The sequence below is a fragment of the Parabacteroides vesiculifaciens genome, from assembly GCF_049860805.1.
GTDB lineage: Bacteria > Bacteroidota > Bacteroidia > Bacteroidales > Tannerellaceae > Parabacteroides.
Window position 1 is genome coordinate 960673 of record NZ_CP187555.1, and the last position, 23874, is coordinate 984546.

The 23874-nt window shown below is 46.8% G+C and carries 20 protein-coding genes and 2 tRNA genes; 9 read left to right on the forward strand and 13 right to left on the reverse strand.

Translation table 11 applies throughout. The annotated features are described in order from the left end of the window. The first annotated feature begins 42 nt into the window (after positions 1 to 42). On the forward strand, positions 43 to 984 hold the full coding sequence (locus ACPYIV_RS03790; protein ID WP_293734742.1) for a glycoside hydrolase family 43 protein: 942 nt from the start codon (positions 43 to 45) through the stop codon (positions 982 to 984). A 337-nt stretch (positions 985 to 1321) separates the two neighbouring features. Next, positions 1322 to 2959, forward strand: a complete 1638-nt coding sequence (locus ACPYIV_RS03795; RefSeq protein WP_293734743.1) for an ABC-F family ATP-binding cassette domain-containing protein — start codon at positions 1322 to 1324, stop codon at positions 2957 to 2959. A 6-nt stretch (positions 2960 to 2965) separates the two neighbouring features. On the opposite strand, the gene ACPYIV_RS03800 is transcribed toward ACPYIV_RS03795, so the two are convergent. Beyond that, a complete protein-coding gene (locus ACPYIV_RS03800; RefSeq protein ID WP_293741046.1) occupies positions 2966 to 4444 on the reverse strand; it encodes a DUF3943 domain-containing protein in 1479 nt (492 codons plus the stop codon). Positions 4445 to 4598: 154 nt separating this feature from the next. On the opposite strand from ACPYIV_RS03800, the gene ACPYIV_RS03805 reads away from it, so the two are divergent. The 5 genes from ACPYIV_RS03805 to ACPYIV_RS03825 all read left to right on the forward strand — a co-directional run bounded on the left by ACPYIV_RS03805 (position 4599) and on the right by ACPYIV_RS03825 (position 7400). After that, positions 4599 to 5210, forward strand: a complete 612-nt coding sequence (locus tag ACPYIV_RS03805; protein ID WP_293734745.1) for a trimeric intracellular cation channel family protein — start codon at positions 4599 to 4601, stop codon at positions 5208 to 5210. 20 nt (positions 5211 to 5230) lie between these two features. Then, positions 5231 to 6301 carry an asparaginase gene (locus ACPYIV_RS03810; protein ID WP_425885622.1) on the forward strand — a complete coding sequence of 357 codons (1071 nt, stop codon included), beginning with the start codon at positions 5231 to 5233 and terminating at the stop codon, positions 6299 to 6301. A 30-nt stretch (positions 6302 to 6331) separates the two neighbouring features. Continuing rightward, entirely contained in the window at positions 6332 to 7135 is an 804-nt protein-coding gene (locus tag ACPYIV_RS03815; RefSeq protein WP_293734747.1) for an MBL fold metallo-hydrolase, read from the forward strand. 91 nt (positions 7136 to 7226) lie between these two features. Continuing rightward, a tRNA-Lys gene (locus ACPYIV_RS03820) sits at positions 7227 to 7299 on the forward strand. 28 nt (positions 7300 to 7327) lie between these two features. Then, positions 7328 to 7400, forward strand: a tRNA-Lys gene (locus ACPYIV_RS03825). A gap of 104 nt (positions 7401 to 7504) precedes the next feature. Here ACPYIV_RS03825 and ACPYIV_RS03830 read toward each other — a convergent pair. Genes ACPYIV_RS03830 through ACPYIV_RS03840 form a run of 3 tightly spaced genes read right to left on the reverse strand, consistent with a single transcriptional unit; the run spans position 7505 to position 9674 of the window. Further along, positions 7505 to 7969 (reverse strand): TspO/MBR family protein, encoded by a 465-nt coding sequence (locus tag ACPYIV_RS03830; RefSeq protein WP_425885625.1) that lies wholly within the window; start codon positions 7967 to 7969, stop codon positions 7505 to 7507. Then, positions 7966 to 9228, reverse strand: a complete 1263-nt coding sequence (locus ACPYIV_RS03835; protein ID WP_293732982.1) for a Y-family DNA polymerase — start codon at positions 9226 to 9228, stop codon at positions 7966 to 7968. The genes ACPYIV_RS03830 and ACPYIV_RS03835 overlap by 4 nt, the downstream gene beginning before the upstream one ends. Beyond that, the gene (locus ACPYIV_RS03840) at positions 9228 to 9674 is read right to left on the reverse strand and encodes a LexA family protein (RefSeq protein ID WP_293732983.1); all 447 of its coding nucleotides are present in this window, start codon (positions 9672 to 9674) and stop codon (positions 9228 to 9230) included. Before ACPYIV_RS03840 ends, ACPYIV_RS03835 begins: the two co-directional genes overlap by 1 nt. Positions 9675 to 9951: 277 nt before the next feature. Here ACPYIV_RS03840 and ACPYIV_RS03845 point away from each other — a divergent pair, with 277 nt between their 5' ends. Next, a complete protein-coding gene (locus tag ACPYIV_RS03845; protein ID WP_293732984.1) occupies positions 9952 to 10857 on the forward strand; it encodes a helix-turn-helix domain-containing protein in 906 nt (301 codons plus the stop codon). A 27-nt stretch (positions 10858 to 10884) separates the two neighbouring features. Continuing rightward, positions 10885 to 11772: a helix-turn-helix domain-containing protein gene (locus ACPYIV_RS03850; protein WP_425886493.1), complete on the forward strand. Its 888-nt coding sequence runs from the start codon at positions 10885 to 10887 to the stop codon at positions 11770 to 11772. Between the two features lie 349 nt (positions 11773 to 12121). Here the strand turns inward: ACPYIV_RS03850 and ACPYIV_RS03855 are convergent, their stop codons facing one another. The 9 genes from ACPYIV_RS03855 to ACPYIV_RS03895 all read right to left on the reverse strand — a co-directional run bounded on the left by ACPYIV_RS03855 (position 12122) and on the right by ACPYIV_RS03895 (position 23827). Continuing rightward, positions 12122 to 13798: a sodium:solute symporter gene (locus ACPYIV_RS03855; RefSeq protein ID WP_293732985.1), complete on the reverse strand. Its 1677-nt coding sequence runs from the start codon at positions 13796 to 13798 to the stop codon at positions 12122 to 12124. Between the two features lie 9 nt (positions 13799 to 13807). Next, a complete protein-coding gene (rpiB, locus tag ACPYIV_RS03860) occupies positions 13808 to 14245 on the reverse strand; it encodes a ribose 5-phosphate isomerase B (RefSeq protein WP_293732986.1) in 438 nt (145 codons plus the stop codon). A 106-nt stretch (positions 14246 to 14351) separates the two neighbouring features. Then, the gene (locus ACPYIV_RS03865) at positions 14352 to 16379 is read right to left on the reverse strand and encodes a transketolase family protein (RefSeq protein ID WP_293732987.1); all 2028 of its coding nucleotides are present in this window, start codon (positions 16377 to 16379) and stop codon (positions 14352 to 14354) included. A 61-nt stretch (positions 16380 to 16440) separates the two neighbouring features. Then, entirely contained in the window at positions 16441 to 18117 is a 1677-nt protein-coding gene (locus tag ACPYIV_RS03870; protein WP_425885629.1) for a ribulokinase, read from the reverse strand. A 3-nt stretch (positions 18118 to 18120) separates the two neighbouring features. Further along, complete coding sequence (gene araA, locus ACPYIV_RS03875) at positions 18121 to 19632, reverse strand: L-arabinose isomerase (RefSeq protein WP_293732989.1); 1512 nt, start codon at positions 19630 to 19632, stop codon at positions 18121 to 18123. A gap of 34 nt (positions 19633 to 19666) precedes the next feature. Continuing rightward, positions 19667 to 20353 (reverse strand): L-ribulose-5-phosphate 4-epimerase, encoded by a 687-nt coding sequence (gene araD, locus ACPYIV_RS03880; protein ID WP_425885632.1) that lies wholly within the window; start codon positions 20351 to 20353, stop codon positions 19667 to 19669. Between the two features lie 225 nt (positions 20354 to 20578). Then, positions 20579 to 21271, reverse strand: coding sequence for an NUDIX hydrolase (locus tag ACPYIV_RS03885; protein WP_293732991.1), 693 nt, complete (start codon positions 21269 to 21271; stop codon positions 20579 to 20581). Positions 21272 to 21298: 27 nt separating this feature from the next. Further along, entirely contained in the window at positions 21299 to 22444 is a 1146-nt protein-coding gene (galK, locus tag ACPYIV_RS03890; protein WP_370648518.1) for a galactokinase, read from the reverse strand. A 99-nt stretch (positions 22445 to 22543) separates the two neighbouring features. Next, a complete protein-coding gene (locus ACPYIV_RS03895; protein WP_293732992.1) occupies positions 22544 to 23827 on the reverse strand; it encodes an MFS transporter in 1284 nt (427 codons plus the stop codon). Between the last annotated feature and the right edge of the window lie 47 nt (positions 23828 to 23874).

Below are 23874 nucleotides of genomic sequence, written 5' to 3' on the forward strand. Positions count from 1 at the left end.
GCGTGTGAAATTCTCGATTATCGAATAATAAACGGATACATTATGAAGACAAATGTGTTGAAGAAAGTGGTGTTAATGCTGCTATGTGTTGTTTCGGCAAGTGTGACTGTCTTGGGAAAAGATCTGGTTTCTAACGTGTTGCCGATTGCCGATCCTTATATCCTGTTTTATAACGGTACGTATTATGCCTACGGAACATCCCGTGCGGACGGTTTCGAGGTGTACAGCTCGAATGATTTGAAATCGTGGGAGCGTTCCCTCCGCCTGGCGCTCAACAAAGAGGATTCTTATGGGGATAAATGGTTCTGGGCGCCGGAGGTTTACTATGTGGAGAAGGATAAGAAATTTTATATGTACTATTCGGTCGAAGAGCACGTTTGTGTTGCTACGTCCGATTCTCCTTTAGGCCCGTTCGTGCAGGACGTAAAGAAGCCGATCCGGGAAGAAAAAGGAATCGATACCTCCGTCTTTTTCGATGAAGACGGGAAGGCTTACCTCTATTTTGTCCGTTTTACAAACGGCAATGTGATCTGGTGTGCGGAACTGGAAGAGAATCTGAAAGAAATCAAGGAGGAGACGCTGACGCAGTGTATCGAAGCGGCCGAACCTTGGGAAATGGTGTTCGGGAAGGTCGCTGAAGGTCCTTCCATTGTGAAACGGGATGGACTCTATTATCTGCTCTATTCCGCCAATGACTTCAGGAGCCAGGATTATGCGGTCGGCTATGCCACGTCGGATTCTCCTTTCGGGCCGTGGAAGAAAAGCGGTAAGAACCCGCTTTTGCACAAAGTCGAGGAGCTTGTCGGAACCGGCCACGGCGCGCCGTTCATTGGCAAGGATGGCAAGTTACGGTATGTCTTTCATGCCCATAAGAGCCGGGCGGAAGTGAACCAGAGAAACACGTATATCGTTGATATGTCTGTATCTGGCCAGAATCAGGTTTCGATAGGCGGTGGTTTGATTCGTCCTGTCGTTGTGGAGTAAAAGTGTCATTTCCCCCTTATTGTTATTCTTTCAAAAAAAGCATTGGTTCAAAACGAAACTACTACCGCGTCTAATTCGATTTTGTACCCCATCTAATTCAAATTACCCGCAATGGTAATATTTTTTAACAAACTGCTATTTTTTATATGTTTGTATGAGTCAGATGTTTGTGTGGATTTTTCGTTTTAAGGGGGGATATTGTTGTTTTTTTGCGAATTTAATGTGGAATTTATTTCTGGAAAACAGCCCTGGTGCGGATTATGCACGATTATTATCATTGACATTTATTTCTTACCTTTGCCGCTCGTTTTATAAAAGTAATACATTAATATAATATATGATTTCAGTAGACGGACTAACAGTAGAGTTTGGCGGAAGCGCATTATTTTCGGATATATCTTTTGTTATTAATGAGAAAGACAGGATTGCCCTGATGGGAAAGAACGGGGCGGGTAAATCCACTCTGTTGAAGATATTGGCGGGTGTACGCGAACCGACTCGCGGTAAAGTGTCTGCCCCGAAAGATACCGTCATCGCATACCTTCCGCAGCATTTGATGACGGAAGACGGCCGTACGGTATTTGAAGAGACTGCCCAGGCTTTCGCCCATTTACACGAGATGGAGGCGGAGATTGCTGCAATCAACAAGGAACTGGAAATACGCACCGATTATGAATCGGACAGCTATATGGAACTGATCGAGCGTGTTTCGACCTTGAGCGAGAAGTTCTATTCTATTGAAGAGATTAATTATGACGCCGATATCGAGAAAACTTTGCTGGGGCTTGGTTTCACCCGCGAAGACTTCGGCCGCCAGACGAGCGAGTTCAGCGGCGGTTGGCGTATGCGTATCGAATTGGCGAAACTGTTGTTGAAGAAACCGGATGTGCTTTTGCTGGACGAGCCGACCAACCACCTCGATATCGAGTCCATTCAGTGGTTGGAAGATTTCCTGATCGATAACGGACAGGCGGTTGTTGTGATCAGCCACGACCGCGCATTCGTAGACCATATCACAACCCGTACGATCGAGGTGACGATGGGTCGTATCTATGATTATAAAGTTAATTACAGCCAGTACCTGCAACTGCGGAAGGAACGCCGCGAGCAGCAACAGAAAGCCTACGACGAACAACAGAAATTTATCGCCGAGACAAAGGATTTTATCGAACGTTTCAAAGGTACTTATTCCAAGACCTTACAAGTACAGAGCCGTGTGAAGATGCTTGAAAAGCTGGAGATACTTGAAGTGGACGAAGAAGATACTTCTGCTTTGCGTCTGAAATTTCCGCCTTCGCCCCGTTCCGGTTCTTATCCAGTGACAATCGAGAATGTGTCGAAATCATACGGTGACCATACTGTTTTCCGTAATGCCAATCTGATGATCGAACGGGGTGACAAGATTGCTTTCGTTGGGAAGAACGGAGAGGGTAAATCCACACTGGTAAAATGTATCATGAAAGAAATCGAGCATGACGGTACGCTGACGATCGGGCATAACGTGATGATCGGCTATTTCGCGCAGAACCAGGCTTCTTTGCTGGATGAAAACCTGACGGTATTCCAAACGATAGACGATGTTGCAAAAGGGGATATTCGCAATAAAATCAAAGATCTGCTGGGAGCCTTCATGTTCGGAGGCGAGAACTCGGCGAAAAAAGTAAAAGTGCTTTCTGGTGGTGAACGTACCCGCCTGGCGATGATCAAGTTGTTGCTGGAACCCGTCAATTTACTGATCCTCGACGAGCCGACCAATCATCTGGACATGAAAACGAAAGATATCCTGAAACAAGCCTTGCTGGATTTTGACGGGACGCTGATCGTCGTATCGCATGACCGTGACTTCCTGGATGGCCTTGTGACCAAAGTGTACGAGTTCGGCAACAAGAAAGTGACGGAGCATCTCGAAGGCATTTACGAATTCCTGCAACGCAAGAAGATGGAGAACCTGAACGAACTGGAACGGAAGAATTAATCCGGGTTAAATCCGTATTCCTAACCCGAGCATCAAGTCGTAAGTGGAATAATCCACCCGGGGATAATACCGGTAGTTTGTCCGTCGTGAGAAATAACGGTTTGTCAGGGTGAAGTTCCACTTATCCTTTAATAGATAGGCCAGTTTCATCGAAAAGATGGTCAGGCGTGCGTTCCCGGCATCGCCCTGGATGTTCAGGGTGCTTGGATCTGTTGTCGACCAGTCTAATTCAGGATCGTATCCTTTCCAAGTGAAGATATGGTAGTTTTCCATGTTGAGCAGGAAAGCCAGCCGTTTGTTATAGACGATGCCTGTACTGGCTTTGGTGCTGTAGCCGCTTCCCAGGTTGTAATCCCGTTCGCCAAGCAGCATATAGTCCGACAGGCTGGCTCCCAGAGCAACCCCGTTTGCATACAATTCGGCATAGATATCCGTTTTGTCTCCGGGTGTGGCCTGCTTGTAATAAATCAAACCGGCTCCTGCTGCTGCCGGTGCTGCAATGCGGTAGGGAGGGACGGTCATTTCACTGCCATGACGGAGTTCCGAGTTATAGAAGTCGAAATGCTGGAAAAATCCGGCGGAAAGCGTACGTGGACCTTTCGTCCAAACCGTCTTACCCCATAAGGCTCCGATAGCGTTTACCTGGCTGACGACCGGTTGGGCGGAGAATAGATCCATGCCGAAATTGAAGCGGAACCATTCGTAGGGGGAATAAAAATCATCATTGAAAGGATTCCCATAGTCGATGCGTAAATTGATATTCAGGCTGGTTGTCCCCCGTTTCGATCCTTCCTGCTCTGCCAGGAAGCGAGGCCCCATCGTTACGACAAAGTTGACAGGGACGGAAGTATAGGTTCGTCCTTTCGAAGAACTGTGTCGCCAGGCTTCTCCCGAAAGGATGCGGTTGAAGGCACGAACCGGCGACAGGATGCCTGCCAGCACTTCGCGCCCGACACGTTCGGCTCCCGACGAGCGGTTGTCGATGAACAGGTCGGACAGCCGGTAGGTGATTTCCCCCAGTTCGATTCCCCCGAATGTTGTCGCCAGCATATCGTTGATCGAAGGCGGCTCGTTCTCCATAAAGAACTCCCACATCAGGCTACCGCCGGCCGCAAACGGGGCGGATTGCCAGAAGTTCATCCCGTTGCTTCGGGCCGTGTTGAAATAGAGCGAACCGTGATAGGGATGAGAGAATAGGTTGGTCGTAAACTGGTCGGTATCCCATACCGGGCCTTTTTTGAAATTACTTTTGATCGTATGTCCGTTGATATAGGCCCAGTCTTCCTTCACGATATATCGGTCGAAGCCCCAGACAACCATGTTGAGACCGAAGGTTTCGAGCGCCGCTTTCCAAGGGCGGCGAGGCTGGAATAGAGTCGTGTCACTTATATAATGGCGATGTGTAATTTGAGGTATATATTCTTGCCCCCATATCCACGAAGACGAAAGCAGACAAATAAGTCCGGTTAATATAAATTTCTTCATTTTCTCTTAATTAGATAATCATCAGCACTTTTTTGAGTGCAAACTTATATATAATTAACAGCCGGGTATTCGTTTGGTTTAAATTATTATCAGGTCGTCTTAATAGAAAACAACAACATTGGAAGGATTTATTTATTTTTGCAGAAAAAACACAATGATAGATTTTATAAGCTTTTGCGACTATACCGGGACATTTGCTTTCGCGATTAGTGGTATCCGTCTGGCTTCGGCCAAACAATTTGACTGGTTCGGCGCCTATGTGATCGGTGTGGTTACGGCGGTGGGCGGCGGTACGATCCGTGATATTCTGCTCAATGCCACCCCTTTCTGGATGGAGCAGGCCTCTTATCTTATCATATCGGCACTGGCATTGCTTTTCGTTATCATATTCCGGAAATATGTAATTAGTTTGAACAATACTTTCTTTATTTTCGATGCCATCGGGCTGGGGCTGTTCGGCGTGGTCGGTATCGAGAAGGCGCTTGCGTTCGGTTTTCCGATGTGGGTGGCTATTGTGATGGGGACGATTACGGGGGCTTTCGGCGGTATGATACGCGATATTCTGATTAATGAGGTGCCGCTGATCTTCCGGAAAGATATTTATGCGTTGGCGTGCGTCCTGGGAGGTCTTATTTATTATGCTTGCTTACAGATGGGAATCAGCCCGTCATTGACACAGTTTATTGCTGCAACCGGCATATTCGTTACCCGTATAGTAGCAGTAAAATATCATATAAGCGTCCCCGTATTAAAAGGGGAAGAATAAAATTATTAACTTTGCGATCTATGACAGCAAATATGAACACTCAAAGTGAGAAAGCCTCGATTCTGCTCATCTATACCGGCGGCACGATCGGTATGATCGAAAACCCTGAAACTGGTGTATTGGAATCGTTTAATTTTCAACATTTGAAGGATAATATGCCGGAGCTCAAGAAGTTGGGCTATGCGGTTTCGACCATCCAGTTCGATCCGGTTATGGATTCATCGGAGATGGGGCCGGAGTCATGGATGAAGATCGTGAAGATTATTGCTGACAATTACCAGTTATACGACGGTTTTGTCGTGCTGCATGGTACGGACACGATGTCTTTCACGGCATCCGCTTTGAGTTTTATGCTGGAGAATTTAAGTAAACCGGTCATCTTTACCGGTTCGCAACTGCCGATCGGTATGTTGCGGACCGACGGGAAAGAAAATCTGATCACCGCTATCGAAATCGCCGCAGCGAAGGAAAACGGTGTCCCGGTTGTACCGGAGGTTTGTATCTTTTTCGAAAATGACTTGTTGAGGGGGAACCGTACGAGTAAGATCAATGCGGACAACTTCAATGCTTTCCGTTCATACAATTATCCGCCGCTGGCACATGCCGGTATCTATATAAAGTATGACACCGGACAGGTTTACCATCCTGTTTCGAGAAGGCCCTTGAAACCGCATTACCTCTTGGACCGGAATATAGCGGTGCTGAAGCTTTTCCCGGGGATTTCTCCCCAGGTGGTGGAGAGCATCCTGAATATACCGGGGTTGAAAGGTGTCGTGATGGAAACGTTCGGAAGCGGTAACGCACCGTGTTACGATTGGTTCCTGACGATGCTGAAAGAGGCGGTGAGCCGGGGAATTGTGATTGTGAATGTAACCCAGTGTAGTGCCGGAAGCGTAGAAATGCACCGGTATGAGACAGGGCATAAATTGTTGGAAGCGGGGGTGATAAGCGGATTCGACAGTACGACCGAAAGTGCCGTCACCAAGCTCATGTTTCTTTTCGGCCACGGCCTAACGCCCGAGGAGGTAAAGGACCACATGAACTGTTCGCTGATCGGGGAGATGACGATCCCCGACACGTTTCGCCCGTAATTCCTGTAAAGGACTGAATTGGAAATTAAAATGAAACTATCATTTCTGAGTTTAGCAAGTGGAAGCAGTGGAAACTGCTATTATCTGGGAACACCCGAATTCGGTGTGTTGATTGATGCAGGTATCGGTATTCGTACCATAAAGAAGGTATTGAAAGATAAAGCGATCGATTTCTCCAAAATTATTGCAGTCCTGATCACGCATGATCATGCCGATCATATCAAGACCGTAGGTTGTCTGGGAGAGAAACTTTGCATTCCGGTCTATACGACGGAAGCCGTCCACCGGGGGATAGGCAAGAGCCGTTATGTGGAGGAGACGCTTGTCGGTTCGCGTAAGGTGATCGAGAAGGAAGTGCCTTTTATGATCCGTGATTTCCGTATTACCGCTTTCGAGGTCCCGCATGACAGTACCGACAATGTCGGCTATTATATCGAATATGGCGATCATAAGTTTACGTTGGCAACGGATGTCGGCCATATCACTGAGACGGTGAGCAAATATATGAGCATGGCGAACCACCTGATCATAGAGGCCAATTATGACGAAGAGATGTTGCACTTCGGTACGTACCCCGCTTTCTTGAAGGAGCGCGTTGCCAGCCCGACGGGACATTTGAGCAACCGTGAAGCAGCCGAGTTCCTTGCCACCCATTATGATCCCAAACTGAAAGATATCTGGTTGTGCCACCTGAGCCGCGACAATAACCATCCCGAACTTGCCTATAAAACAGTCGATTTCCGCCTGTTCCAGGAGGGAGTGCGGGTAGGGAAGGATGTCTCTTTGCATGCTTTGAAGCGGACTACACCGTCTGATATTTTTGAATTCGAGTAAATTTTATGGAAAAAACTGCGGGAAAAGTTTGCAAAGAAAAATTAAACTCCTATCTTTGCACCCGCAATCGAGAAACAACGATAGCATGAATGACTTGGTAGCTCAGTTGGTAGAGCAAATGACTCTTAATCATTGGGTCGAGGGTTCGAGCCCCTCCCAGGTCACTCAATAAAAACAAAACCAACAAACATTGACTTGGTAGCTCAGTTGGTAGAGCAAATGACTCTTAATCATTGGGTCGAGGGTTCGAGCCCCTCCCAGGTCACAAACAAGTAACAAATTATAAACAGCATTTTACAGTGAGTCTGTGAGGTGCTGTTTTTGTTTATAGGCTCCTTTCATGGGGTAAACCTGGCGCATCGTAAAATTTTAGTTGTTCAGCAGGATGTAGCCATTCAAATATGTTGCAAAATAAATCCAGATGATATAAGGAATGAATAAGAGTGAGCTGGCTTTTTTTACAGGATAACTCTTAATGGCATACATAGTCACACAGATGTCAAGAATAAGAATATCAATAAATCCTAACAAAGGATTTCGTAAGTAGAAGAATAAAATACTCCATGTGAAATTGAATATTAGCTGAATGCTAAAGAGTTTGATCAGCTCTTTTCTCTTTATTGAGTTGGATAGAAAAATGATTCCGATAGATATTCCCATACAGAGATAGATAATACTCCATGCGATCGGGAACACTACGTTCGGAGGGGTTAATTCCGGTTTGGAAAGAAGTGGATACCACATCTTAATGGCTTCTTCCTGAAAGTAACTTGCGGTCAATCCGATAAAAAAACATATTAATACCGGAATAATTATTGCTGCAATTTTTCTCATAACTTTATCTTGATAATATCATTTAGCTTTGTTGTATAACAAGGTGAAAGCAGTTCTTGTTTTAACTTCCACTTCCTTCGACCGCCCTGTACTGCCAAAGATAGGTTATTTCGGGAATAACCACTATTAAGCCGGTCCACAACCTCCATCAGTTTTTTGTGTTTTTCCCGGTCTACGGCATCGAATATGTTTTGTTGGATTGCGTTGTCAGGTACGATATCCATGAGGATAACTCCGGCTTTTTTGAAATAATATCCTTTCCGGTAGATATTTTGAAGTGCTGCAATTGCGTAGTGCACAATTTCTGGGGTGCTGTTTGTTGGAACCGGTAGTTTGATCACGCAATTCTTGAAATATTGCGGCAAGTCCTCCCTGAAATTGTTGGTATGAATGAAAACCATGAGCGATTGTGCACAAGACTTCTGTTTGCGTAACTTGCCGGCACAGATACTTGCAAAAGAAGAAACAGCCTCTTTCAACCCTTCGATATCCGCGATCGTTTGCCCGAACGCCCGACTGGTGCAGATTTGTTTTTTAGCCGGAGCTATCTGTTCCAGATCGATACAAGGCTCGCCGTTCAGTTCCTTCCAGGTTCGTTCACCAACAACAGTCATTTGCTGCCGGACCCAGTTTTTAGGCATCTGTGAGAAATCATAGGCATTCCGTATGCCGTATTTCTCCAATCTCTTTGCATGACGGTGACCGATCCCCCATACATCGCCTATCTCTGTACGATTCAGGGCTTTGATCCGCTTTTCTTCCGTGTCGATAATGCAAACGCCTTTATAACCTTTGTATTTCTTTGCAAACTTGTTGGCTACTTTAGCCAACGTTTTTGTTGTTGCAATGCCCATACTTACCGGAATACCGGTTCCTTTTGTGACCGACCGGACTATTTCCTCTCCGTATATTTTCGGATCGTATAAGCTGAATCCGGAGAAATCCAAAAAGCATTCGTCAATTGAATAAACCTCGACATTGGGAGAGTAGGAGGAAAGCATACTCATTACCCGGTTGGACATATCGCCATACAGGGTATAGTTGGATGAGAATACTCCGATGTTATATTGTTCAATTTCAGTTCTGATCTGATATGCCGGGATTCCCATCTTTATACCGATCTTTTTGGCTTCGTTGGATCGGGCGATAACACAACCGTCATTATTCGACAAAACGACGACCGGACGGCCATTCCAATACGGATTGAACGCTCTTTCGCATGATGCATAGAAATTATTACAATCTACTAACGCAAACATTATGCTCTCCTGTTGTGCTTTTTAATGGAGTAGGTGACTATTCCCCAGATCATAAAATCATTTTCCGGTGTCACCTTGATTGGCTGGTAAGCTTCGTTTGCCGGGATCAGCCAAATGACATTAGATTCGATCCGGATATATTTGATCGTAAACTCACCGTCAATGTAGCAGACCGCCATATCTCCGGTTCGCGGCTCAAGGGATTTGTCAATAACTAAAATATCCCCGTCGTCTAATCCGGCATCCTTCATGGAATCCCCTGAAACACGTCCGTAGAAAGTACAGGCCGGATGATGGATAAGCTCTTTGTTCAAATCAATGGCTTGGCTGATATAGTCTTGTGCCGGTGAAGGAAAGCCTGCCTTAATTCCCTGGTCTGCATAGGGTAGCGGCATACAGCTTTCTGCGTCTGTCTTATAAATAATTAATGTTTTGTTTCTACTCATATTAATCTCCTTATGACAAAAGTAGAAAATGATTTGGTTAATATCATTGAACTGGTTGTTAATGTTTTAGAGATAGTCCTTAATCCTGAAATAGTGGAAAAGCGTATCTGATGAAATTGAAAGGCTTCTTTTATGGCATAAAATCAGTAACAAAGGTTATGTAATCTGTAATTGGGGTAGTAAAGATGTCTGGATTATCTTTTACTTTTGTAACCGGAATAGTATAAGTGATATACGGATATTTTTTGTATTTTCGATAAGTTTGATATTTGCGGTTATGGATAAGATACTTAATTTGGATAATGTGGACTTGTATAACAGGCTGTACGGTCTCGAAACGCTGAACCCGCTGGTCAGTGTGGTTGACATGAACAAAGCAACCAACAGTGTGGATCTTATCCGGTTCAACTATGGCGTCTATGCGCTGTTTCTGAAGCTTGAAAAGGCTTGCGACATTAGGTACGGACGCCAGACTTACGATTACCAGGAAGGGACTATCGTCTGTTTTGCTCCCGGACAAACGGCCGAAACGACTCCGACAACCGACAAGATACAGGTAAACGCATATGGGATTCTTTTCCATCCGGACCTGCTCCGCGGGACGTCGTTGGGGAAGACTATCAAGAAGTACACGTTTTTTTCTTACGAGGTAAACGAAGCGTTGCATCTTTCGGAAGAGGAGAGGAGCATCGTGATGGATTGCCTGAAGATTATACACATGGAACTGGAACATGGAGTGGACAAGCATAGCAAGACCTTGCTGGTGAACCACATCGAATTGCTTCTTAACTATTGTATGCGTTTCTATGAACGCCAGTTTATCACCCGCAGTAAGGCGAACAGTGATGTGTTGACACGTTTCGAGAGCCTGCTGGATAAGTATTTCGAGGGAGAGACCGCTGAGAATAACGGGCTGCCTACGGTGAAATACTTTGCCGACAAGCTCTGTCTTTCGTCTAACTATTTCGGGGATATGTTTAAGAAAGAAACCGGCAAGACGCCGCAGGAATATATTCAGGCGAAAGTGATCGAACTGGCAAAGGTGCGTATCTCCGTTACGGAAGATACCGTCAGCCAAATCGCCTATTCGTTGGGGTTTCAGTATCCGCAGCATTTCTGCCGGCTGTTTAAGAAGCGGGTGGGGTGTACGCCAAGTAAATACCGGGCGCAAAACAATCTGTGAATGATTTTATAAGAGATGAAAGAGAAGATGTTGGACATTAAGACCGTATGTGAATGCAATCGGTGTTTGGGGTGTGAGACGCTGCATCCGCAGGTGAGTATCATCAATCTGGAGAATCCGAATCTGGAGCAGGATGCCGTCAGGTTCGAGTTCTATGCTATCCTGCTGATAGAAGATTGTGAAAACGGGTGTGACTGTTGCGGGCGCAAATATTATGATTATTCTAATGCAACGATGGTGTTTCTTACTCCCGGCGAAATTTTCGGCATGAGCGAGAATAACACGCTGCCCGATAAAGGGTATCTTCTGGCGTTCCATCCCGATTTGCTGTTCCGCACTTCGCTGAAAAATCATATTAAGAACTATACCTTCTTTTTCTACCGCAAGGAAGAGGCGTTGCATTTATCCCAACGGGAAACGGCGAAAGTGACCTGCTGCCTCGAGAGCATCGAAGACGAGCTTCATCATGCCATAGACACGCATAGCAGTATCATCCTGTCCCGCCATATCGAATTGTTGCTGGATTATTGTACGCGCTATTATGAGCGGCAGTTCATTACCCGCGAAAATAAAAACAAAGCGATTCTGGGGAAAATGGAAAAGATTCTTGACGAGTATATCGCCTCCGGCAAATTGCAGGACGGCAAGTTGCCTACAGATGCTTATTGTGCTGAAAGTTTAAATCTGTCCGTCGCCTATTTCAATGACCTGTTGAAATTTGAAACAGGCAAGACGCTTACCGAATATTTCCAGTTCAAACGCTTATATGTCGCCAAAGATCTTTTGTTGAAAACGGATAGTACGCCTGCCGCCATCGCCCGTCGGTTGGGTTATCCGAATGTGCAGCATTTTAGTTTGATATTTAAAAAGATAACCGGTTTCGCTCCCAATGAATACCGATGTTCGCAGAACTAAAGGCCGTTCTAAGCAGATAAATCTATGAACATCCGGATGTCCCTGATTGCTACACCCGGATGTAAAAGCCGGCTACATGGGGGTGTGTAATATGTAAACATGGGGGTGTAGACGGATATTTCTACTTAGTTTTCGCATTATCCCTACTTGTTTTTCAAGAAAAGGTTCCTTATATCGATGAAAATATTTTTTTGGTGATAGAGGTGTGATAGTAGTGTGATAGATGAAAAAGCCATCTATCACACCTATCACGATATGATTATCAAGGCATATACGTGATGGTGTGATAGAGTGACAGATGTTTTGGAAAAAACTTTTCTTGCGTTTCTCCCAATTCTACTTGCAGGTATTACCAGAAATACCAGTAGAATGCGGCTGTAATACCCAGGATGATAACAGAATGGATCACATCCCAATGGGTCCAGCTTGCACGTGTAGCCGCCCGTTCTTCAGGTGTAGCCGTTCCGAATACTAAGCCTTGTATCTTTTCTGCCTCGGGTGCTTTCGTGCAAAGGCTGACAACGATTGTCAGGATGATGCAGAACAGGAACATCCATCCGCAGAAGAACAGCCAGTTCATATCGTAGAACAGGGCTTTGAACAGGTTGTCGGATGCATCGACCGCATTGCTGTAATAGACTTTGGCTCCGAGGCGGGTTATACCGATGATGATACCTGCCAGCATCCCCCACATACCTCCTTTGGCGGAAGTACGTTTCCAGCATACACCCAGCAGGAAAGCGGCGGCGATACCCGGTGACAGTACGGATTGTACGTCCTGCAGGTAATTATAGAGGACGTCTCCGACGCTACGCATAATCGGAATCCAGAGGATACCCAGAATCACGATTACGACTGTTGCGATCTGTCCGATTACAACCAGTTTCTTTTCCGGCGTTTCGGGTTTGAAACGTTTATAAAAGTCGATCGTAAACAACATGGCCGACGAGTTGAACAGGGATGCCAGCGAACTCATCAGGGCGGCCAGAATACCACATACGACAAGCCCTTTCACACCCGCCGGAAGCAATTTCGCTACCAATGTCGGGAAAGCGGCATCCGGGATAGAGAGCTTGAATACTTCACCATTGACAACGATTCCGTTTTTATTCAATGCAAAAGCAATCATTCCCGGGATCAGGAAGAGGAATACCGGGAGCAGCTTCAGGTATGCTCCGAAGATGGCACCACGGCGGGCTTGTTTCATATCTTTGCCCGAAAGGACACGCTGCACGATATATTGGTCGGTACACCAATACCAAAAACCGATGATCGAAGAACCGATCAGGGCGCCGAGCCACGGATATTGCGGGTCGCGGTTGTCGCGGATCAATTGCGTCATGGTATCGCCATAGTCATTGACCACGACTGCTTTGCAGGCAGTCATCATTTCGTCCCATCCGCCCAATGCTTTAAAGCCGAGCACAAGGATAATCAGCGAACCTAACAACAGGATAGGGGTCTGGAGGACGGATGTATAAAGCACGGATTTCATACCCCCTACAATCGTATAAAGAGCGGTTAATAAAACCAGGCCGATCGCTGCAATCCAAAAGAAGTCGATTCCCCACAGTTCCTTAATACCGAAAACCTGCTGGAATACCAGTCCGCCGGCATAAACCGTCACGGCCACTTTGGTCAATACATAACTGATTAATGAGATAAAGGAAAGAATGGTTCGGGATTGCGGATTATACCGCCTTTCCAGAAATTCAGGCATCGTATACACCATACTGCGTGTGTAGAAAGGAACGAATACCCAGCCGAGGATCAGGATCATCCATCCTTGGATTTCCCAATGGGCCATTGCCATACCGCTGGAAGCTCCTGCTCCGGCCAGCCCGATAAGATGTTCGGAACCGATATTGGAAGCGAAAATAGATGCGCCTATGGCGAGCCAAGTGGCATCGCGGCCGCCGAGGAAATAGTCGGCAGAGTTGTTTTGCTTTTGTTTAGATACCCATATAATAATCCCGATTAGGGCTAAAGCGAATAACCCTATTACAATGAAGTCTAATGTTGCCATAATAGTGTTTTACATGATTTTGGGGATTTTGTCAATCCTACGCGAATGCCGACCGCCTTCGAACGAGGTGTTCAGAAAGGCTTCGACCGTGTGAGTGGCTTCCTCTTGACTGATAAATCTGCCGGGCATTACAAGTATGTTTGCATCGTTGTGCTCGCGTGCGAGACGTGCTATCTCTTCTTGCCAGCACAGGGCGGCTCGTATTCCCTGATGTTTATTGAGTGTCATGGCTATTCCGTTTCCGGACCCGCAGATAGCTATTCCGGGATATACTTCGCCGGCTTCTACAGCTTCGGCAAGCGGATGGGCGTAATCGGGATAATCACAACTTTCTGTCGAATAGGTACCGAAATCTTTATAAGCTAACCCTTTCAAGTCGAGTATTTGTTTTACATATTCTTTCAGTTCGTATCCTGCGTGGTCACTACATAAACCTAATGTTTTCATATTTATCTGTTAGAGGTGAAGAGCCACCTGCCTTTTTGCATCTCGATAAGATGCAGTTCACCATCTCGACGAGATGCAAAAGAGCAGGTTTTCTTCTTAGAGTTTCTTATGCTAATAATTCTTTTACCTGATTGTATACATTTTGTCCCGTGAAGCCGAGTTTTTCGTCCAGCACCTTGTAAGGAGCAGAGAAACCGAATGATTCGAGCCCCCAAACCTTACCGTTGGTACCAACCAACCCTTCCAGGTTGACCGGCAGGCCGGCTGTGAGTCCGAATACCTTGCTTCCTGCCGGAATGACGGATTCCTGATATTCTTTGCTCTGGTTGCGGAATAAACCTTCAGACGGAACAGATACGATGCGAACCTTAATGCCATCGGCACGGAGCAATGCTGCTCCCTCTTCCAATGTGGAAACTTCCGAACCGGAAGCAACCAGTATAACATCGGGGTTCTTGTCGCCTTCTACAATATAGGCACCCTTTTCGGCCTGCAAAGCTTCGTCGTAACGGCTTTCTTTTGCGGGCAGGTCAGTAATGTTCTGACGGGAAAGAATTAATGCGGTCGGAGTGGCTGTGTTTTCCATAGCCATCTTCCAGGCAATTGTCGTTTCGGTCACGTCTGCCGGGCGAAGTACCAACATGGAGTTGTGCCCCTTGTGGTTCTTCAGTTTTTCCATCAGGCGGATCTGTGCTTCCTGTTCAACCGGTTCGTGTGTCGGTCCGTCTTCACCTACGCGGAAGGCGTCGTGAGACCAGATGAACTTAACCGGCTGTTCCATTAGGGCAGCCATGCGGATTGCGGGTTTCATGTAGTCAGAGAATACGAAGAACGTACCGCAAGCTACGATTACACCTCCGTGGAGCGACATACCGATACACAAACAGGCCATCGTCAGTTCGGCTACGCCGGCCTGAAGGAATGCACCGCTGAAATCACCTTTCACGAATGCATGTGTTTTCTTCAGGAAGCCGTCGGTTTTGTCCGAGTTGGAAAGGTCGGCGGATGAAACAACCATGTTTTCCACCTGGGTTGCCAGTACGCCTAAAACGGTTGCCGAGGCGGCGCGGGTCGCCTGGTTCGGTTTCTGTTCGATAGCCTTCCAGTCGATGACGGGTGCTTTGCCGGAGAACCACAGTTCCATCTTGGCTGCCAGTTCCGGATTTGCTTTCGCCCATTCTGCTTTGGCTGCATAGCGTTCTGCAACGATTGCTTCCAATTCTTTGGCACGTTTCGCATATAGTTCTGCAACTTCGGTGAAGATCTGGAACGGATCGTCCGGGTTTCCCCCCAAGTTCCGGATGGTGTCTGCCATAGATACGCCGGCTGCCGAAAGAGGTTGTCCGTGTGTGGACACCTTGTTTTCGTAGTTGCTCTTGTCTGCACCCACAGCACCCTTACCCATGATCGTGTTACCGATGATCAGGGTAGGACGGGATGTTTCGGCTTTCGCTTCGGTCAATGCCCGGCGGATTTCCGTCACATCGTTTCCGTTGATCGTGATGACTTTCCAGCCCCATGCTTCGTATTTCATGGCTACGTTTTCAGCCGTCACTTCGCCTACGGTTGTGGAAAGCTGGATGTTGTTGGCATCGTAGAACATGATCAGGTTGTCCAGTCCCAGCGTACCGGCAATACGTCCGGCTCCCTGGGAAATCTCTTCTTGGATGCCACCGTCGGAAATATATGTATAAATCGTCTGATTCATAACGTCACCCAGACGCGCCTTCAGGAACTTAGCGGCGATAGCGGCACCTACAGCATAGGTGTGGCCTTGTCCCAACGGACCGGATGTGTTTTCTATACCACGCATCACGTTGACTTCGGGATGTCCCGGAGTCACGCTACCCCACTGGCGGAACTCTTTCAGTTCGTCGATCGTGAATTTGCCTGTGAGGGCGAGTACTGAATAAAGCATCGGCGACATGTGCCCCGGGTCCTGGAAGTAGCGGTCTCTGCCTTCCCATGTGGGATTCTTGGGATCATACACGAGGAACTCTGAGAACAGTACGTTCACAAAGTCTGCACCACCCATTGCACCACCGGGGTGACCGGATTTCGCTTTTTCTACCATAGACGCAGCCAGGATACGGATGTTGTCCGCTGCCTTGTTCATTAAATTAATATCGTTCATTGTGATGAATTATTTTTATTTTTTTGCAAAGATAGGCAATCTCTTCGTAATGACCATCCTATCAATGAAACAATTCATTTTCGGTAAAGTTTCCTAACTTCCGATATTTCTCATAAAGAGCAAGATACGCCAGGTGATTTTCGTGATTCGGCTTATATTCTTTAGCAAAACCTTGTCCCATAGCCTGCTGTGCGTCTTCAATTTTGGCATATATATCGGCTGCTACGGCTGCGAACATGGAGGCTCCGAAGGCGCAGGCCTGTTCTGCTTTGGCAACTTTGATCGGCATATCCAACACATCTGCCAGCGTCTGCATGACGAACGGGGATTTCAACGAAATGCCGCCGATTCCGATCACGCTTTCGATCTTGATGCCATTCTCCAGGAAACGGTCGACGATGGCTTTCGATCCGAACGCGGTCGCTTCCACCAAGGCCCGGAAGATAAGCGGGGCGGAGCTTGCCAGGTTGAGGCCGGTAATCGTCCCCTTCACTAACTGGCTGGCATCGGGTGTGCGGCGGCCGTTCATCCAGTCTACAGCCAGGACCGTACTTTCGCTTACCGGAACTTTGGCTGCCTCTTCGGAGAGGATGGGGATGATCTTGTCCGCCGTTTCCTCGATCAGCTTGGCTTTCGTCTCTTCATCAACTAAGGTACTTTTGGCCAAAATGTTTTCGAGCGGCCATGCCAATACGCGTTTGAACCAGGCATAAATATCGCCGAAACCGGATTGTCCGGCTTCCAACCCGATCATGCCGGGGATAACGGAACCGTCCACCTGCCCGCAGATACCGGGAACCAGTTTGTCGCCCATTTCTTCATACGATGAGACCATAATATCGCAGGTCGATGTGCCGATCACACGTACGAATGTGCGGGGAGTGATTTCAGCGCCGACAGCTCCCATGTGGCAGTCGAACGCGCCGACCGAAACTGCTACGCCGGTCGTCAGGCCGAGACGTTCTGCCCATTCCGGTGTTAATGTACCTACTTTCGTATCGCTGGTATAAGTCTTTTCGAACAGATGGCTGCGGAAACCGGCCAGTTTCGGCTCGAGCGAGGTTAGGAATTCCTCGGCAGGCAATCCGCCCCATTTTTCCAGCCACATGGCTTTATGTCCGGCTGCACAACGGCTGCGGTACACCTCTTCCGGTTTGGTCTTCCCGGTGATAAGGGCCGGTAACCAGTCGCAATGCTCGATCCATGCATAAGCATCTTTGCTGACACTGTCGTCTACGCGGAGGACGTGCGCCATCTTGGCCCATACCCACTCGGAAGAATAGATGCCGCCTTCGTATGCGGTGTAGTCGATATCCCAGCTTTTTGCCAATTCGTTGATCTCAGCGGCTTCCCGGATGGCGGTATGGTCTTTCCAGAGGACGAACATTGCATTCGGGTTTTCTGCATATTCGGGCAGCAAGGCGAGGGGAGTACCGTTCTTGTCGGTCAGGACAGGCGTACTTCCGGTCGTATCGAAAGCGATGCCGACTACGTTTTGTGTTGTTCCGGCCGGGCATTGTGCGAGCGCATCTTTCACCGTGGCTTCAAGTCCTTCTATGTAATCCAGCGGATGCTGGCGGTACTGGTTCTTTGCGGGATCGCAGTATTTTCCTTCCATCCAGCGGGGATAATACTTGACGGCCGAAGCCATTTCCCGGCCTGTCGCAGCATCGACGACTACGGCGCGACAGGAGTCGCTACCGTAGTCCAGGCCAATAACATACTTTTCGCTTGCCATAACTTAAGCCTGTAATGCGCGGTTCAACATATAATACAGATCGTTGTACTGCAATTCTTTCTTGAAACTGGAGATGGTCGTATCTTTGTCGATCACCACCAGTTCTATGCCGGCGATGTCGGCATAGTCTTCCATATATTCCACTGTCAGGTCGTAGGAGAAACTTGTGTGATGGGTTCCTCCGGCCAGGATCCAGGCGGCGGCGCCGATCTCCAGGTTCGGTTGCGGAATCCAGAGTGCGCTGGCAACCGGAAGGTTCGGCAGCGGCTTGCTTTTGATGCAATCCACCTTGTTCACGATGAGGCGGAAACGGTTTCCCATGTCGACGATCGTGGCGGCAACGCCTTCACCCGGTTTGCTGGTGAATACGAGGCGGGCCGTTTCACTGTCTATGCCGATGCTTAAACGGTGTACCTCCAGTTTCGGTTTATGTTCGGCGATCAGCGGACAAACTTCCAGCATGTGTGCCTGGAGGATTGCACTTTTTTCGCCGTCGAAATTCAAAGTATAATCTTCGAGGAAGGAACAACCCTTCGGCATTCCCTGGCTCATATACCACATGGTGCGGTACAGGGCCGCTGTTTTCCAGTCGCCTTCGGCACCGAAGCCGTAGCCTTCCGCCATCAGGCGTTGTGATGCCAGGCCCGGAATCTGATCGAAATTGCCGAGGTCGTCGAAATTGGTTGTAAAGGCTTTTGCCCCTTTATCTTTCAGGATGCGGCGGATGGCGATTTCAGCTTTTGCAGAGTTCCATACTTTTTCATAGGCTTCCGTGTTTTTATCTTCCAGTGCGGGTGCATGATCGTATTCGGCGAAATACCGTCCGACAAGTTCCTGAACATCTTTGTCTTCTACCGTGTTGTAGTATTCCATCAAGTCATTTACCGGACAGTAATCGACATGATAACCCAGTTTCAGTTCGGCTTCCACTTTGTCGCCGTCTGTAACGGCCACATTGTTCATCTGGTCGCCAAAGCGGATGATCAGCATATCCTGAGCGTCGGCCCAGGCAGCCGCTACACGCATCCAGACGGCAATCTTTTCCTGTGCTTTCGGATCTTGCCAATGTCCTACTACAACTTTGCGGTTCTTACGCATCCGGCTCACCATGTGGCCGAATTCGCGGTCACCGTGAGCAGACTGGTTCAGGTTCATGAAGTCCATATCCATCGTTTCCCAGGGTATCTCTTTATTGAACTGGGTATGGAAATGAAGCAACGGCTTTTTTAGTTCCTGCAAGCCGTGTATCCACATTTTGGCAGGTGAGAAGGTATGCATCCAAGTAATCACGCCGATACATTTGTCGTCGTTGTTGGCAGCCTTGAATGCAGCCGTTACCTCTTTTGCCGAGTTAACAGTACCTTTGTAGACTACTTTTACAGGCAGGTTTCCGGACTCGTTCAATCCTTTCACCATTTCGTTGGAATGGGCATCCACCTGGATTACCGCGTCACCTCCGTACAGAAGCTGTGCTCCTGTTACGAACCATACTTCAAGATCTTTAAAATTTGTCATGGTCTATTGATTTAATTGTTATGTTATTTATTTTTTATTTTTGTCCGTAATAAGCATTCGGGCCGTGTTTACGCTCGAAATGTTTGGTGATAAGATATTTGTTCATGGTCAATTGGGGATTGATGCCGTACGAGATATACGCCATCTTGGCCACCTGTTCCATTACGACCGCGTTATACACGGCTTCCGCCGCATCCTTGCCCCATGCGAACGGGCCGTGGTTTCTCACCAGGACTCCCGGAATGTGTACCGGATTCAGTTTTTTAAAGCATTCGATGATCACATTGCCGGTCTCTTCCTCATAATCGCCTTCGACTTCCTCCTTCGTCATCGAGCGGGTACAGGGAATGGCATCGCTGAAATAATCGGCATGTGTTGTGCCGATATTCGGAATGTCGCACCCGGCCTGTGCCCACGAGGTCGCGTATGTTGAGTGCGTGTGTACGATTCCCCCGATTTCCGGGAATGCCTTGTATAGAACCAAATGGGTAGGAGTGTCCGACGACGGTTTCAGGTTGCCTTCCATAACATTTCCGTCCAGGTCGAGTACCACCATGTCACTTGCTTTCATCGTTTCGTAAGAAACTCCGGAAGGTTTGATTACGACCAGGCCTTTTTTCCGGTCTATGGCACTTACGTTTCCCCAGGTAAAAATGACCAATCCGTGTTTTACCAGATCCAGATTGGCTTTAAAAACCTTTTCTTTTAACTCTTCAACCATACTTATTACTTGTTTATTTGTGGTTTGTATGTGTTCGGGTGTAAAAGTAACACTTTAGTACGGCGGGTGTACAAAAAAAGCTATGTTCTACAACATAGCTACCTTTGTTTTTGCTTTTATTCCCCCGGCGTGGAATTTCAGTTTCATGACCACGGGATTTTAGTTCAATGCTCATGAAATTATAGTTCCGTCCGGCTGGAACTGAAAAGCATTCGGATATTCCTTTTATAAGGAAAAATAAAATCCCTGTTCCAGTAGGTGATCGTATTTTTCTTTGTTGAACATATAATAGAAAGCTCCTCTTTTGGAACCTTTCTTGTCTTTCTCATTCAATTTCTCCAAGATATCCATCGCATTCAGTTTTTTGCGGAAATTGCGTTTGTCCAGTTGGGTCTGATAGATGGCTTCATAGAGACTTTGCAATTGTGGTAACGTGAATTTTTCCGGAAGGAGGTTGAATCCGACCGGGCGCGTAGCCGCTTTGCGGCGCAGGCGGGCCAATGTGTCGGTGATCATTTGGTTATGGTCGAAAATGAGTTGCGGAACTTCGCTGATCTTGGTCCAGACCGCATTGTGTTCTTCCAGTGTTTCGGCACTGAAATCGTTCATATTGACGAGTGAGTAATATGCTACGGAGATAACCCGTTCCCCGAGGTCGCGGGTAACATCTCCGTAAGCACCAACCTGTTCCATAAAAAGGTTATCGATGCCAGTACAGTCGGTAAGCACGCGTGACGCGGCTTCTACGATACTTTCACCCGCTTTGATAAAACCGCCCATCAAAGACCATTGCCCCATCATGGGTTCAAACTTACGTTTATAGAGTAATACATTGAGCTCTTTTTGATCGAATCCGAGTATGATACAATCTACTGCAACGTAAAATTTGGTTTCGTTCTGATAAAAAGCGGATGTCATGATTTTTATGGAATTATAATTAATTTATTATGCGAGCTTGCGTGCGCCGTCGCTGATTACTACATTATATAACTTAGGCTCGTGACCGAATTTAGCAGTGTAAGATTCGAATGCTTCTTTTACGAATGCATCATATTTTTCTTCTTTCACCAAGTTGATTGTACAACCGCCGAAACCGCCACCCATTACACGTGAACCGGTAACGCCGCATTTCTTGGCTACATCATTCAGGAAATCCAATTCTTCGCAACTGACTTCATATAATTTGCTCATGCCGTGATGTGTCTCGAACATCTTCTTACCTACAGTTTCGTAGTCGTCTTTTTCCAGAGCGTCGCAAACGTCGAGTACGCGCTGCACTTCTTCGATCACATATTCGGCACGCATATAATCTTCAGCACTGATGTCGCCTTTTACTTCGTTCAGCATATCCATTGTCGCATCGCGCAGGAATTCAACTTCCGGATGATTGCGGCGGATTGCGGCGGCGGCATTTTCGCAAGACTGGCGGCGTTTGTTGTAAGCTGAAGAGGCCAGTTCATGTTTAACGACTGAATCCAGTAAAACCAATTTGTAGCCGACCGGGTGGAACGGGAAATATTTATATTCGAGTGAACGGCAATCCAGACGGATCAAGCTACCTTCTTTCCCAAATACGGAAGCAAACTGATCCATGATACCGCAGTTTACACCGCAATAGTTATGTTCGGTAGACTGGCCGATCTTAGCCAATTCAAATTTATCGATATTCAGCGAGAACAGATCGTTTAAAGCAAATGCATAGGTGCTTTCCAATGCAGCGGAAGAGGACATACCGGCACCCAGAGGAACATCGCCGGCAAATACGGTATCAAATCCCTGGATCTGTCCGCCCCGTTTGATGATTTCACGGCAAACACCGAAAATATATCTTGCCCAACTTGCTTTTGGAGCGTCTTCTTCGTTCAGACCAAATTCTGCATAGTCATTCAGGTCAACGGAGAAAGCACGGACTTTACCTGTTCCGTTCGGCTTGATTTCGGCAATCATGCCTTTATCGATTGCGCCCGGAAATACGAAACCGCCGTTATAATCGGTATGTTCGCCAATCAAGTTAATACGGCCCGGAGATGCGTATACGCTACCTTCTGTTGAGAATAACTCTTGAAATTTATTTCTGATTTTTTGTCTCATGATAGATTTGTTTTTAATTAGGTTATTAAACAATTGAAGAAATTATCCGACTACAAATATAGTTAGATAATTTCTTCAATCATATAGTTACACTTATTTTTATTCTACAGGAATGTCCTTGTTTACGTTCTTACAACCAACCAAAGCATAGAACAACAGATAAGCCAAAGCAATCAGAATGACTGCATAGCTGGTCATAAATCCGGACATATCAGCGATTTGACCCTGGATTAAAGGCAAAATACCACCACCGCAAACCAATACCATGAAGATACCGGAAGCAGCTTCCGTATATTTACCCAGACCTTCGACAGCCAGGTTAAAGATTCCACCCCACATGATAGAAGTACAAAGACCACAAAGCGCCATGAACATGATGCTGATAGGAACTTCTGCCACACCGAATGAAATATCGCTCTTGAATACCGGCATACTTACCATTGTCGTAATCGGACAGATAAAGGCAAGGATGATGAACAAGATACCGACGCTCGATGCCACTGTAAGCATAGCTTTACTTGTGAACTTGGCTCCCAGGGAAGCACCAACCAAACGTCCGATCAGCATCAGGAACCAATAAGTACCAACTACCGAACCGGCAATTGTTGAGTCGATTGCCAGACCGCCACTTGCTTCGGGTGTCATCATGAACAGACCTGCGAAGTGAGGAATACCGACTTCGATACCTACATATACGAAGATAGCCAATGCGCCTAATTTGAAGTGGCGGAATGCGAGCGGGCTGTGTTCGTTCTTTACATTATTATTAGCTTTTTCCAAGCTCGGTTCCGGGATATTCATGATGAATAATACCAGGAATGCCACGGCGAAGATAGCCATTGCGATGTACAATGCAGGCAATGCTTTAGCGATCGTACGTTCTTCAACAACGGTTCCCATCAAATAGCCCACCAAAACCGGAACGATTGTAGCGGATACCGAGTTCAACGAACCACCCATCTGGATTAACTGGTTACCTTTCTTACCGCCACCGCCTAATGTATTCAACATCGGGTTTACAACTGTATTCAACATACACATGGAGAAACCGGAAACAAATGCACCGGCAACATAAGTGGCAAATCCCATTTTAGAGGAAAGCACCTGGATACCGACGCCTATGAAACCAACTACAATTGCAATTAATGCAGTCTTTTTGTAGCCGATTTTCTGCAAAAGCATACCAGCCGGAATACCCATGAAAGCGTATGCTATAAAGTTTGCGAAGAAACCTAAAGTAGCTTCAAAATTAGATGCTCCGAATTCATTTTGAACAATTGCCCCGAAAGGTTGAGGCAGACCCGTAACGAAAGAAATCATAGCGAATAATGCGAACATCATCGCTATAGGTAATACATAACTTTTTTGTTTAGTTGACTCCATTTCTTTTTAGATATTTAGATTATTAATTATTTAGGTCGATAGAATAG

Coding starts and splice junctions, on each gene's coding strand:
- ACPYIV_RS03790 (WP_293734742.1), top strand. CDS start 43: ATGAAGACAAATGTGTTGAAGAAAGTGGTGTTAATGCTGCTATGTGTT.
- ACPYIV_RS03795 (WP_293734743.1), top strand. CDS start 1,322: ATGATTTCAGTAGACGGACTAACAGTAGAGTTTGGCGGAAGCGCATTA.
- ACPYIV_RS03800 (WP_293741046.1), bottom strand. CDS start 4,444: ATGAAGAAATTTATATTAACCGGACTTATTTGTCTGCTTTCGTCTTCG.
- ACPYIV_RS03805 (WP_293734745.1), top strand. CDS start 4,599: ATGATAGATTTTATAAGCTTTTGCGACTATACCGGGACATTTGCTTTC.
- ACPYIV_RS03810 (WP_425885622.1), top strand. CDS start 5,231: ATGACAGCAAATATGAACACTCAAAGTGAGAAAGCCTCGATTCTGCTC.
- ACPYIV_RS03815 (WP_293734747.1), top strand. CDS start 6,332: ATGAAACTATCATTTCTGAGTTTAGCAAGTGGAAGCAGTGGAAACTGC.
- ACPYIV_RS03830 (WP_425885625.1), bottom strand. CDS start 7,969: ATGAGAAAAATTGCAGCAATAATTATTCCGGTATTAATATGTTTTTTT.
- ACPYIV_RS03835 (WP_293732982.1), bottom strand. CDS start 9,228: ATGTTTGCGTTAGTAGATTGTAATAATTTCTATGCATCATGCGAAAGA.
- ACPYIV_RS03840 (WP_293732983.1), bottom strand. CDS start 9,674: ATGAGTAGAAACAAAACATTAATTATTTATAAGACAGACGCAGAAAGC.
- ACPYIV_RS03845 (WP_293732984.1), top strand. CDS start 9,952: ATGGATAAGATACTTAATTTGGATAATGTGGACTTGTATAACAGGCTG.
- ACPYIV_RS03850 (WP_425886493.1), top strand. CDS start 10,885: ATGTTGGACATTAAGACCGTATGTGAATGCAATCGGTGTTTGGGGTGT.
- ACPYIV_RS03855 (WP_293732985.1), bottom strand. CDS start 13,798: ATGGCAACATTAGACTTCATTGTAATAGGGTTATTCGCTTTAGCCCTA.
- rpiB (WP_293732986.1), bottom strand. CDS start 14,245: ATGAAAACATTAGGTTTATGTAGTGACCACGCAGGATACGAACTGAAA.
- ACPYIV_RS03865 (WP_293732987.1), bottom strand. CDS start 16,379: ATGAACGATATTAATTTAATGAACAAGGCAGCGGACAACATCCGTATC.
- ACPYIV_RS03870 (WP_425885629.1), bottom strand. CDS start 18,117: ATGGCAAGCGAAAAGTATGTTATTGGCCTGGACTACGGTAGCGACTCC.
- araA (WP_293732989.1), bottom strand. CDS start 19,632: ATGACAAATTTTAAAGATCTTGAAGTATGGTTCGTAACAGGAGCACAG.
- araD (WP_425885632.1), bottom strand. CDS start 20,353: ATGGTTGAAGAGTTAAAAGAAAAGGTTTTTAAAGCCAATCTGGATCTG.
- ACPYIV_RS03885 (WP_293732991.1), bottom strand. CDS start 21,271: ATGACATCCGCTTTTTATCAGAACGAAACCAAATTTTACGTTGCAGTA.
- galK (WP_370648518.1), bottom strand. CDS start 22,444: ATGAGACAAAAAATCAGAAATAAATTTCAAGAGTTATTCTCAACAGAA.
- ACPYIV_RS03895 (WP_293732992.1), bottom strand. CDS start 23,827: ATGGAGTCAACTAAACAAAAAAGTTATGTATTACCTATAGCGATGATG.